This window comes from Paenibacillus sp. NPDC057886, assembly GCF_042796655.1.
Classification (GTDB): Bacteria; Bacillota; Bacilli; order Paenibacillales; family Paenibacillaceae; genus Paenibacillus.
Genome location: NZ_JBHVMZ010000007.1, coordinates 309390 through 321196 on the forward strand (window position 1 = coordinate 309390; position 11807 = coordinate 321196).

The 11807-nt window shown below is 48.2% G+C and carries 11 protein-coding genes; 3 read left to right on the plus strand and 8 right to left on the minus strand.

Features of this window, described 5'->3' with window-relative positions; translation table 11 throughout:
* Positions 1 to 195 precede the first annotated feature (195 nt).
* A complete protein-coding gene (locus ACFVQB_RS24400; protein WP_379445300.1) occupies positions 196 to 681 on the plus strand; it encodes a CcdC family protein in 486 nt (161 codons plus the stop codon).
* 104 nt (positions 682 to 785) lie between these two features.
* Here the strand turns inward: ACFVQB_RS24400 and ACFVQB_RS24405 are convergent, their stop codons facing one another.
* Both ACFVQB_RS24405 and map read right to left on the minus strand, forming a co-directional pair.
* Positions 786 to 1799, minus strand: a complete 1014-nt coding sequence (locus tag ACFVQB_RS24405; RefSeq protein WP_379445302.1) for an NADP-dependent oxidoreductase — start codon at positions 1797 to 1799, stop codon at positions 786 to 788.
* A gap of 174 nt (positions 1800 to 1973) precedes the next feature.
* On the minus strand, positions 1974 to 2720 hold the full coding sequence (gene map, locus ACFVQB_RS24410) for a type I methionyl aminopeptidase (protein ID WP_379445306.1): 747 nt from the start codon (positions 2718 to 2720) through the stop codon (positions 1974 to 1976).
* 209 nt (positions 2721 to 2929) lie between these two features.
* Here map and ACFVQB_RS24415 point away from each other — a divergent pair, with 209 nt between their 5' ends.
* Positions 2930 to 3106 carry a hypothetical protein gene (locus tag ACFVQB_RS24415; protein WP_379445309.1) on the plus strand — a complete coding sequence of 59 codons (177 nt, stop codon included), beginning with the start codon at positions 2930 to 2932 and terminating at the stop codon, positions 3104 to 3106.
* Positions 3107 to 3234: 128 nt separating this feature from the next.
* On the opposite strand, the gene ACFVQB_RS24420 is transcribed toward ACFVQB_RS24415, so the two are convergent.
* Both ACFVQB_RS24420 and ACFVQB_RS24425 read right to left on the minus strand, forming a co-directional pair.
* Positions 3235 to 4056: a serine/threonine protein kinase gene (locus ACFVQB_RS24420; RefSeq protein ID WP_379445311.1), complete on the minus strand. Its 822-nt coding sequence runs from the start codon at positions 4054 to 4056 to the stop codon at positions 3235 to 3237.
* Between the two features lie 134 nt (positions 4057 to 4190).
* Entirely contained in the window at positions 4191 to 4844 is a 654-nt protein-coding gene (locus tag ACFVQB_RS24425; RefSeq protein ID WP_379445313.1) for a MerR family transcriptional regulator, read from the minus strand.
* Between the two features lie 501 nt (positions 4845 to 5345).
* Between ACFVQB_RS24425 and ACFVQB_RS24430 the strand changes: the two genes are divergently transcribed.
* Positions 5346 to 6299: an L-lactate dehydrogenase gene (locus tag ACFVQB_RS24430; protein ID WP_379445315.1), complete on the plus strand. Its 954-nt coding sequence runs from the start codon at positions 5346 to 5348 to the stop codon at positions 6297 to 6299.
* Between the two features lie 133 nt (positions 6300 to 6432).
* Here ACFVQB_RS24430 and ACFVQB_RS24435 read toward each other — a convergent pair whose 3' ends face one another.
* The 4 genes from ACFVQB_RS24435 to ACFVQB_RS24450 all read right to left on the minus strand — a co-directional run bounded on the left by ACFVQB_RS24435 (position 6433) and on the right by ACFVQB_RS24450 (position 11781).
* On the minus strand, positions 6433 to 9141 hold the full coding sequence (locus tag ACFVQB_RS24435; protein WP_379445318.1) for a PAS domain S-box protein: 2709 nt from the start codon (positions 9139 to 9141) through the stop codon (positions 6433 to 6435).
* Positions 9142 to 9417: 276 nt separating this feature from the next.
* Positions 9418 to 10152 carry an ABC transporter permease gene (locus ACFVQB_RS24440; RefSeq protein ID WP_379445320.1) on the minus strand — a complete coding sequence of 245 codons (735 nt, stop codon included), beginning with the start codon at positions 10150 to 10152 and terminating at the stop codon, positions 9418 to 9420.
* Between the two features lies 1 nt (position 10153).
* Positions 10154 to 10870 carry an ABC transporter permease gene (locus ACFVQB_RS24445; protein ID WP_379445322.1) on the minus strand — a complete coding sequence of 239 codons (717 nt, stop codon included), beginning with the start codon at positions 10868 to 10870 and terminating at the stop codon, positions 10154 to 10156.
* Entirely contained in the window at positions 10867 to 11781 is a 915-nt protein-coding gene (locus ACFVQB_RS24450) for an ABC transporter ATP-binding protein (protein WP_379445325.1), read from the minus strand. Before ACFVQB_RS24450 ends, ACFVQB_RS24445 begins: the two co-directional genes overlap by 4 nt.
* Positions 11782 to 11807 lie beyond the last annotated feature (26 nt).

Sequence of the window (11807 nt, forward strand, 5' to 3'; positions counted from 1 at the left end):
ATAAACCGCCTCACACTGGGTACAATAATACAAATTTTTCAAATGAACCCTCTATATACAATCCGGGTAAATGATACACTAAGCATTCTATCGGCTTTCTTCGTTTGTGATATAATAGAAACAGAAAATTCCGGTAATTCGCATCATGTTCCGGATGTTCGGATAACATATTATTCCAGAAAGAGGGAGTTTTACGTGGCTCAAATCAGTCCGTCTTACCTTCAGATCGGTGCAACTCTGGGTATGCTCGTCATGGCCCTGCTTGCCATTTTTATTCGAATGAAAGCCAGCCACCGTCCGGTAACCATTCGCAAAATACTTATCCCCCCGTTGGGAATGAGCACGGGTTTTCTCATGTTCGTAGTACCCGAGACACATGTTCCGCTTCTATGGGCACTTATCGCGCTGTTGGTGGGCTGGTTTATATTCTCGTATCCCCTCATTCGCAGTACCCGTTTTGAACGAGTTAACGAAGAAATTTTTGCCACACGTTCACGAAGCTTCGCTTTCATTCTGCTTGGATTGCTGGCAATACGTTTAATCCTGCATGAAGTCATTCAGCGTTATGTGAGCATTCCTCAAACGGGTGGATTGTTCTTCCTTCTAGCCTTCGGCATGATCGTACGCTGGCGGGTATATATGTACAAGCACTATAAGGAAGTTGTTGCTGCCGATTCCTAGCAACATCGCAATATCCTAACAACTAAAAAGACACGTTCTGTGCACTTCATCGTGCGGAACGTGTCTTTTCCTGTTCTGGCATATGTTCATGGGATTTTATATATCTATTCAGGGTCCGCAACCTTTACAAGCTGTTTGCCCAGGTTATCTCCAGAGAAGAGACCCATAAATGCTTCCGGCGTCTGGTCAAAACCTTCCACAATGTTTTCTTCAAACTGTATGTGGCCTTCCTTGATCCATTTTGCCAATTTGGCTCGGCCTTCCTTAAAGGATTTGGCATAGTCACTCACCAGAAAGCCTTTCATCAACGCTGTATTGGTTAACAGTAACGTCTGCGGGCGCATGCCGATATCCGGCTTCTCCAGATTATATGACGAAATCTGTCCACAGAGTGGAATACGTGCATTCCGATTAATATGGCGCAGTACCGCATCGGAGATTTCACCGCCAACATTGTCGAAATATACGTCTACGCCAGCCGGGCAAGCCCGTTCAATGGCAACAGACATATCCTCTTCGTGCTTATAGTTCAACACCACGTCGAATCCCAGTTTTTCTTTCAGATAAGCACATTTTTCGTCAGAACCTGCAATCCCGATAACACGTGCACCTACAATCTTGGCGATCTGACCCGCAATCATGCCTACCGCTCCGGCTGCTCCCGAGACGACCACCGTTTCACCGTCCTTCGGCTTACCAATATCTTCCATGCCAAAATAAGCGGCCAAACCGGTCATGCCAAGCGCACCCAGATAAGCCGTAATTGGAGCCTCTTCTGTATCAATCAGGGAAATATCTCCCGTATTTACGGCTGCATACTGCTGCCAGCCCCACATTCCGGATACCAAATCCCCCTTGCGCAGATTGGGTTCCGAAGACTCCACCACCTGCCCAATCGTTCCGCCCTTGATCACTTCATTCAACGCATAGGGGGGAGCATAGGATTTCGTATCTTTCATGCGGCCCCGCATGTATGGGTCTACAGACAAATATAGCGTACGTACCAGGACTTGTCCTGCATCCGGTTCAGGAAGCGGTGCATCAATGAATTTAAAATCTTCTCTGGATGGGGCACCTTCGGGACGAGACGCAAGTACGATCTGTTTATTTTCAGACACCAAAATGACCTCCTTCTTGCCAGTGGACAGGGGTTAACCCTCTGTCAGCTGATATCATTCACCACCGGCTCTATGTGTATCGCCTCTAAATAGTTTAAACCGAAACAGGCGGATCACAAACGTGGGCCGCCTTGAAATATGCAAATATCATCACATTGGAGACATCGGGAACCATTATTGAGCAGTCAGAATGACAGGACCATCTGCTGTAATGGCAATCGTATGCTCATATTGGGCAGACAGACTTCCATCCTGAGTACGCGCTGTCCAACCATCCGAGTCCAGCTTGCTACGGTACGTACCAATGTTCAGCATCGGCTCAATCGTAATAACCATGCCTTCCTTGAGACGTGGACCACGGTGTGGTGGGCCGTAGTGAGGCACCTGCGGTTCCTCATGCATTTTCTCGCCGATTCCGTGACCGATAAATTCACGGACAACCGACAGACCTTCACCTTCCGCATACGTCTGAATCGCATTGGAGATATCACCGATGCGGTTGCCAATCACAGCCAATTCAATCCCTTTGTAGAGGGATGTTTTGGTGACGTCCAGCAGGTGTTGTGCTTCTGGAGTCACCTGACCCACCGCATACGACCACGCTGAATCGGCCAGCCAGCCGTTCAGATTCACGACCATATCAATCGTAACGATGTCTCCATCCTTCAGTACATATTTTCCCGGAAATCCATGACAGATCACATCATTAACCGACGCACATGTCGCATATTGGTACCCGTTGTATCCCTTTTGTTCCGGTGTAGCGCCATTTTTCTTCATAAAAGCTTCTGCAAACTGATCAATTTCCTGCGTCGTGATCCCTGGACGGATCATTCCGGCAATTTCTCTATGGCATGCGGCAAGAATTTCTCCGGCCTTCTTCATAAGTTCTATTTGTTCTTTAGTCTTCAACGTAATCATTACAACTACTCCTGTCCGTTAAAATCTCATCCTGTCTTCTATTGTAACGCGAAATGCTCAAAATAAAAAATTCCGTGTAATCCTCGAGCATCCTATTATACGCCTAGCCCCTGTCCAATGAATACAATTCCCCTTAAAAAATCCGAAACCCGCTCCAACAGAGCCCCGTATATGCTTAAAACGGCTGAAGTCGAAAGGAGGGAAACCTCATGCTCAGGAAAATGTTAGGCAAACTTTTGGATTCCAAATCTTCTTCGCACCGTAAACGGTATAACAGTTCCTCTGGCAAACGCAACTACAGACGATATTCATCTTCGGATGCAAAACACCGGGATAGCCGCCACGGCTCCGGCTACTATAAAAGCAGAAAATACAGCTCCAGCTAAGTTGGTACTACTTTTTCCAAACAGAAATGTTCGTATCGGCTAGACCGGCGTTAAATCATGATATATGTATTGAAAGGGGTGTTCTGCCCGCCGTCCTCACGGTTAGCAAAACACCCCTTATTCTTATTTCATCGCAATTTCATCAGCACACGCTCAATATCCGCCTGTAATTCCAGCGCCTCGCCTTCATAGCCTGGACGAAGTCCAAGCAGTCGTTCCAGCATATCGCGAACCTCCGGCGTAAGCTTGAGTTCTTCTTGCCAGCTGGCCGGTTTGCGGCCCTTCTCTGGCTCATAAGCGGAATACAGCATGAACAAAAGAAAATGACCGATATCCTGCAAATCCTGGTCCGGTGCAGCCAGCTCATCTTCAGGCTCAGGCAATTCACGCATCCGGCGTTTCAGCTCAGGCAACAAAGGCTCCCCCATGCGCCGTGCCAGGCCAAAATCAATCAAATGCACCTGCCCATTACGTAAAATGACATTCGGAATACGAACATCTCCATGAATATATCCCTGCTCATGAACATGCACAATGGGAGCCAGCAGTTGCTTTACCAGCTCCAGACATGCCCGTTCCGTATATTTGCGGCCTTGATCGAATATGCACTGTTCCAGTGTCTCCCCAAGGATATACTCGGTGACAATGTAACTGCGCGCCCGGTATGTGAACACATCCAGCAACTCAGGGATGGCCGGATGATCCATCCGATTCATCACATCCGCCTCCCTGTCCAGCAGCCGTACAGCGAGTCTACCCTTGCTGGGTTTGGATTCTTTTAACGCCACATTCTTGCCAGTCTGTTCATCGGTACACAGGTATGTCAGTCCATAACTTCCCATGCCGAGCAAGTCATATATCGTATAACGCCCGGCGATCTTCTTACCTTTCCGTCGGGGACGATCAGTCCATAGACCGAGCAGTTTTTGCCAGCTTCGTCGCAGCTCCACAGATCCTCCCACGCCAGCCATCTGATCTCTCTATTCTCCGTTAATGCAGAACAGATCAGCAGCCAGTCTTGTTGTTGTATGGGCTCATTATATCAAGCTGCCTGTGTAAAATCACGACGAGCATGGACCGGGTCTCAGGCTTCTTTGTGCTTTTTGGGAAGCAGCCCGAACAACATTCGGAGCGACGCTCCTTTGGGTTTGCGTTTTCTTCCCTGGAAGCTGCGCAGATTGGTGACCAGTTCACGGTCCCGCTCCTCTTCCAGCTTCTCATTCATCCACAGGCGCTGCTTCTCCATCTGCTCCTGGAGAGCAAGATGGGTGTCCGCCAGATGTTGCAGCGTTAACTCCAGTTCGTCCACCCGATGCTGCAGCAGTTGGACCTGATCGTCTTGCTGTCCGACAGCACCATATGTCACTTCACTCACCAGTTGTCCCAGACCTTCATAAGATCTCAGGGCTCCAGTTGGCTCAGGCCCCTCAGGAAATATTGCGGGCATGACTGTTGCGGCACATTCCGTCTCCGAAGCGTCCTCTATTACCATCGCAGGCATGTCTGGAGTCAGTACAGTTACCACAGCATCTGCAAGTGGCAGGTTATGCTCCCTAAGTTCTGTCATCAGGCGTTCAATGCACTCGATATCGTCCGACTTGAACAATCTGGACTTGTTGGCTGAACGCTCGAATCGGTATCCCTGTTCCTCAAGTGCTGCCGCATATTTACGAAGAGTACTGGCACCAATGCCCAGGCTCTTGGCCGTTTCCGTCGTTGCTCCTGCTTCTGCAATCATTATTATTCCCTCCCGGAATGAAGTCTTTTTGAATACAAGGTAGTGGCTTCAGCGTTCCCCTCTGGAACTGTCATCGGATCGGGTCAACCTGTCTCATAGATCAAGTACGCATTTTTCATTTGCTTGTCGGTATGTATTCGTCAGTCTCTTTGCTGATCCCTTTGACGCTTTTCTTCTGTTTCTGCGGATTCATAAGAACTTTTGTCAGTTGCCTCATTCGTAAAAATAACCCTTCATCCGACAATGAGATTGAATGCTGTCATGTCGAAATTCGCTGGTGCAAACGCCGTCAATTTTTATGAAGATGAATTATTCATGTCAATTTAGTTAACTCCATCACTCCAATACGCTCCCGCGACAGAGGAAATCATTGCTGCACAGCTTTTCCATGTGTTATCTTATGTAACGTATAAGCAGTTATTAGCATAAAATAAAGGACTATACTTAACATAAGTCTCATTAAGAACGGATAAATTAAATGTAAATGGGGGCTGAACGGAAGTGTTAGGCAAATCAGGTAAAGTAGCGGTGATCGGGGCGGGACTTGTCGGTTCAAGTTGTGCGTATTCCATGATTAATCAATCGATATGCAGAGAAATTATGATGGTTGACCGGACGTATGACCGTGCGGTTGCACAGGCGCTGGATTTTTCCCATTGCATGGACTTCACACACAACCGCACGAAGGTATACGCTGGCACTTATGCAGATTGCGGCAGCATGGATGTCATTGTCCTGACAGCCGGAGCAAATCCGAAGCCAGGGCAGACACGTCTGGATATTCTGGAGGAAGCAGAGTCCATTGCCAAAGATATCGTTGTTCCTATCATGAATAGCGGATTCCAGGGGATTTTTGTCATCGCGGCCAATCCGGTTGACATAGTAACTTATATGGTATGGAAGCTGTCCGGTCTTCCGCGTGAACGAGTCATCGGTACAGGTACGTCTATTGATTCCTCCCGGCTCAAAACACTGTTGTCCGAGGTCTTCTCCATCGATCCACGCAGCGTGCATGGATATGCTCTCGGGGAGCATGGGGAATCCCAGTTCGTGGCATGGTCGCATGTCACCATTGGAGGTAAACCGATTATGCACATTATGGAGCAGCACAAGGAACGTTTCAAACATCTGGACCTGGAAGATATCGCTCGCAAAACGAAAGATGCCGGTTGGGAAATATTCACTCGTAAAGGTTCCACCCAATTCGGAATAGGTAACGCACTCGCACATATTACCCGTTCGATTCTCAACGATGAACACAAGATCATTGCTGTCTCCGCTATCCTCGACGGTGAGTATGGACAGAGCAACGTCTGTGCAGGTGTTCCAGCCATTATTGGCGGGGATGGGATCCAGGAGATTATCGAATTGAATCTGGATGCATCTGAACGTGAGAAATTCGAGCGTTCCTGTGAAGTTTTGTCAGGCAACATCAATCGTCTTACCCTGGTTTGACCAGTTCAGCCATTCAAGGATGGTCAATAACAAAATAAGCAGAAACACAAAAACGCCAATAACCTCCTGATACAGAAGTGCCATTGGCGTTTTTTTGTGTTTGTTTTTTTATCCACCATGTGAGTACGAGTATTCAGCTTGGTGCGAGCTGTGGTTCATCTGCTGGCCCCCACTGCTGAAGCACCCGTTTCAGTTCACTCAGCATGACTGGTTTGCTGATAAAGTCACGCATGCCAATCTCCAAACAAGCTTCCTTGTCTTCACGTTTGGCATTTCCGGTTACCGCTATAATAGCTGGAATACGCTCCTGCGGAATTAATCGGTGTACAAGGTCTGTCGCTTTGAGCCCATCCATAACAGGCATCTGAAGATCCATCAGGACAATATCATAGGCATTCTGTGAGATGGCTTCGATAGCCTCGACTCCATTCGAGCATACATCTGCTTGATAACCAAGCTTCTCCAAATACTCTGTCAAAATTTTTCGGTTTACCGGGTGGTCCTCGGCAACCAAAATGCGCATCGCCACTTTATCTCCCTGGCGTGTCCGATCATGGCTGAATTGACGGGCAGATTGCTCAGCAGTCGCATCTACACTTGTCGCAGGCACTGCGAAACGGAAGGTGGATCCCTTTCCATCTTCACTCTCCACACTGATACTGCCACCCATAATCTCCACGAGCCGCTTGGAGATGACTAATCCAAGACCTGTCCCGCCATATTTGCGGTTAATCACAGGATGCAGTTGAGAGAACGACTGGAATAACTGATCCAGCTTATCTTCTGGAATACCAATCCCCGTATCCTTCACCGCAAAGTCCAGTACACTCGCTTCCGGTCTACTGCCGCGAATAATATCGACGGTGACATCAATGCTCCCCTGATCCGTAAACTTCAAAGCATTGCTCACCAGATTGACGAGAATTTGCCGAATACGCATCGCATCACCCACCATAAACTCAGGAATGTCGGGATTGAGTCGATATCGGATATTCAACTGCTTCTCTTCCGCTTTAGGGGAGAAAAGTTCCGCAACCTGTTCCAACATGATGCGCAGCGAGAACGGTTCGTAGGCCAGAGCCATTTTCCCAGACTCCAATTTACTGAAATCAAGGATATCATTCAAAATATTTAATAGTGCATCGCCGCTCTCACGGATGATTTCGGCGTATTCTCGCTGTTCCTCCGATAAATCCGTGCCAATCAGCAATTCAGTCATGCCTACAATTCCATTCATTGGTGTACGAATCTCATGACTGACCATGGACAGGAATTCCGATTTGGCCTGTGCCGCAAGTTCAGCGGTTTCCTTGGCGCGCACAATTTCGCGATCACCAGTCACATCATTGAACACGATTACGGCGCCACGAATCTGACCCTCATCGATAATCGGTGTAACATGGTATTCCACTAGAAAGCTGGTTCCGTCTTTGCGCCAGAACACATCCTCCTTCACAGTACGACGCTGCCCGTCCATCACCGTCATATGAATAGGGCATTCATTTTTGGGAAAATAGCTGCCATCTGCACGTGAATGATGAATGATGGGATGCGAGCTTTTGCCGACAAACTCTTCCGCTTCGTAGCCAAACATGGAAGCAGCAGCTGGATTCATAAACCTGGTGATGCCATCTGCGTCCAATCCATAGATGCCCTCTGTAACCGAGTTAAGAATCAGGGTATGCTGTTTGCTAAGCTCCTGAATCTGCTCTGTATAATCCTTACGCTCGGTAATATCAGACAAGATCCCATACACACCCACAAGTTCCTGATCCACAATGATGGGAACGTTAATGATAGACACATCAACCTTCCTGCCAGTGGAATTCACGATTCGAGTTTCATAATGCTGGGGTTTACCCTGCTTCACCAGTTCGAAGTACGCCTGCCCGCAGTGCACTTCACTTTTATCCAGATGCGAAAGAAAGGACTGCCCAATCAACTTGCTTCGAGGCACATCCAGCATTTTGACCAGATTGCGGTTCACTGCAGTATATTTACCTTCGAGATTCAGCGAATACACCGCTGCCGGATTATGTTCGAACAGCGATTTGTACCGTTGACGACTCTCTCTAAGACGTCTTTCTGCATTTTTATGCTGGGTAATATCCCGGCTGACGCTTACAATTTGAGTATTCTTGCCCTCTTCTCCGGCCACAGGCTTCGCCAGCGTTTCCATCCAGATGTAGTGGCCCTTTTTATGAAGCACTCGCATCTTGCAGCCATTCCCACTCGACGACATTTCCAGAAGTTCAGGGTAATCCCCAGGGTAACAGTAATCCTTCAGGAACTTTCCTGTCACCTCTTCCGGACGATATCCCAGCAACGAATAGACGGAAGGAGAAACATAAAGCAGCTTGCCATCCATCGAACTTGTGGTAATCAGATCCTGGGCATGATCCGCCAACATCTGATATTTCTCCTGCGTTTCATGCAATTTACGTTCCACTTCTACGATCTCAGTTACATCCCTGGCAATACCGTATATCCCCACGATCTCTTCTTGCTCCGTTATGGGGACATAGGTAATCTCGGCCTGTTTCAGAGAACCGTCTCTATGATAAAACGTGATCGAATTACTGACTGAATGTCCAGCCAGTACTTCACGAATGTATTCTTTACGTAACTCCTCGCTCTCGGGAGGGCAAATCCCATTTCGATTCAATCGACGGAGCTCTTCAAATGTATACCCTGAAATCTTCTCAATCGAGGGATTGGCATCAATATAATTTCCATGGATGTCCATCACATATATGGCATCCGGGTGATTAAAGAACAATGATTGGTAAGAGCCTCCCTCAGAAATAATGCGCCTCAGGGTTTCCGTTTTATTAATATCCAAGGCTTACCCCTCTTTTCTCAGCCTATATCTTCATCTAACAACCAAAAAATATAATTTTCTGCGAAATGGGCCTACCCTCGAATAACCATGTAAGCCTGTCTAGAAACAGCTTTTTTTATTTTACCAGATTCCAATCTCATTTTGCTTACAATCTCTTCACCAAAACCATGTAAAAACGACAAAAAAATCCCCTTTAAGCGACATAGTCCGTCAAACAATGACGTCTATGTTTGCTTAAAAGGAATCTGTTAAACCAATATATATGAAATCCTATGTTTAAATTTCTTTTTTTCTAAAATATAAAACTCCAATTAAAATGAAGAGAACTGCACTGCCCCCGACTACCGCCAGCATCGTACCCAGCGGAACATTATAGGCTCCGAAACCTCCACCTTCGATCGGTGTCATTAGAATCATGGGCTGAGCCCAAGGATAATATGGACCAAATGTGACCGAGTTCACGATCAGAATGTTCGGTACGGTCAACGCGAAATTCAATGCCAGCGGTGCGGCAAAGCTGCTCCATACCAAGGAAACGAACATTTGGAGGGCAGCGAGCGGCACACAGGCGAATAGCCCCAGCAGCAGCTTGCCTGTAAGGAATCCCCATGGGATAGAACCCGTCATGCCTTGAATTGTACCTGCCAGCAGGATGGACCCTAGCAACAGCAATTGTGTTCCTGCCAGAAGCAGAATCACGATGGTCAATTTGCCTGCATATACGCCCGTACGGGTAAGCGGCAGCACCAGCATTTGCTTCCAACCTCCCCCTGCATGCTCGAAACGACAGACGAACGAGGTAAACACGCCGGTCAGGATGGGCAGCAATAACAAGCCGTGCAGAAAGACCATTGAGCCCATAAGCACATTCCATTGACCTGAAGGTGTGGATAGCAGCCCAATCAGCAGTGCGATTAACGGACTCAGCAGAATCAGAAGCCAGACAGGCGATTTGCCCATTTTGAGTCGCTCAGAGGACAGGATTCGGAAATAAGTTGTTGCAAAACTCATCTTAGGCCACATCCTTCCGGCTAAAGTGCACCATACCCAGCAACATGATTAGAAGCCCCGCACCTACACCCAAACCGGCGTATACGAATGGTTTGGGGCTGATCCAAGCCATCTGTGCCCAAGCAAGCGGAAAGTACGGTGAGATACTGAGTGCGAACATGCCCATTACTGCGAGTACAATACCAAGAGTGACGGGAAGAGCCTGATTTTTGTTTACCATCGTAAGCCACAGCTCCAGCGATAACACGGGAAGCGCGCCAGCCAGTGGCAGTAAACCCAGCTTGATTGCATGTATCCAAGGAATCTCACCAGCGTCGAATCCAAGCAGCAGTCCCAGACCAATAATTCCCGCTGTTAATAACAAGCAGGAGATGATGAGCAGCATACAGGCGAGTAGAAATTTTGCCAGATACACCGCAGGTCTCGTGATCGGCATCGCCAGCAGCTGCTTCCACGAACCCTGTTCATGTTCAACATTTGCGATCATCGAGCTGAGAATCGTCGCCCCCAGCATCAAGGCAAGTGGTACAAAAACAACCACATTGTCCAGCAAACCCTCCCACAGATGATTCCCATACTGTTCTTTCAGATAGTCCAAACGAAGCCCGAAGTTCAGAGCCTGCATTACTGTCAGTCCAATGGGTGCCAGAAAAACGAGAAACCAGATGCCTTTGCCACGAATTTTGAGCCAGTCGGACGATAACGCGCGGCCCGTCATACCGTTGCCCCCTCACCGATGACCCGCATGAACAAGTCTTCCAGAGATTGACGGTGCTCTTCCACACGATAGACCGCATGGTCCTGCTCAACCAATCGACGGACCAGCAAGGCAATTGCGCTATTATCCATATACGGGAATGTGAGCGCCGCTCCTTCACGTTGACCGAATTGTCCCTGCTCTCTTGCCAGCTTCATCGCCTCTTCCGGCTCGGATACCGTCAGTCGAATGGAGCTGCCCGTCTGACTATGCAGATTGGCGATTGTATCCTGAAGGACCATTTTCCCCTCACGGATAATGCCAACCCGGCTCGCCATCTGTTCCACTTCACTCAGCAAATGGCTGGACACCAGTACGGTGATGCCATGTTCCAACGGCATGCGTTTGATTAGCTCCCGGATCTCCTGAATGCCCGCCGGATCAAGCCCGTTCGTCGGCTCGTCCAAAATCAGCAGCTCCGGCTGGCCCAGCAGGGCACTTGCAATCCCCAGCCGCTGTTTCATTCCAAGCGAGTAACCTTTTACGGAACGTTTAGCATCCCGAGTCAGATCCACGATGGAGAGTACTTCGGCAATCCTCGATTTTGGTACATCCAATATCCGGCGCAAGGTTTCCAGATTCTCCACCGCGTTCAGATGTCCATAGTAAGACGGATATTCAACCAACGAACCTACACGTCGCAGAATGTCCATACGATCCTTGCGGATATCCTTGTCGAATATACGGATGACCCCTTTGGTCGGTTTAATTAAGCCAAGGAGCATACGAATGGTTGTTGTTTTACCAGCACCGTTAGGACCAAGGAAGCCGTAGATGTCTCCCTTTTTAATATGCAGATCAAGTTCACGGACCGCCGCACGGTCCCGGTATGTTTTCCATAAGTTAGCGGTTTGAATAATATTATCACTCACTGTTTGATCACCTCGGATATCATCGT

Bases quoted from the DNA above. Each gene is read 5' to 3' on its own strand.
- map (WP_379445306.1), bottom strand. From the start codon at position 2,720: ATGATTACGTTGAAGACTAAAGAACAAATAGAACTTATGAAGAAGGCC.
- ACFVQB_RS24415 (WP_379445309.1), top strand. From the start codon at position 2,930: ATGCTCAGGAAAATGTTAGGCAAACTTTTGGATTCCAAATCTTCTTCG.
- ACFVQB_RS24425 (WP_379445313.1), bottom strand. From the start codon at position 4,844: ATGATTGCAGAAGCAGGAGCAACGACGGAAACGGCCAAGAGCCTGGGC.
- ACFVQB_RS24440 (WP_379445320.1), bottom strand. From the start codon at position 10,152: ATGAGTTTTGCAACAACTTATTTCCGAATCCTGTCCTCTGAGCGACTC.
- ACFVQB_RS24445 (WP_379445322.1), bottom strand. From the start codon at position 10,870: ATGACGGGCCGCGCGTTATCGTCCGACTGGCTCAAAATTCGTGGCAAA.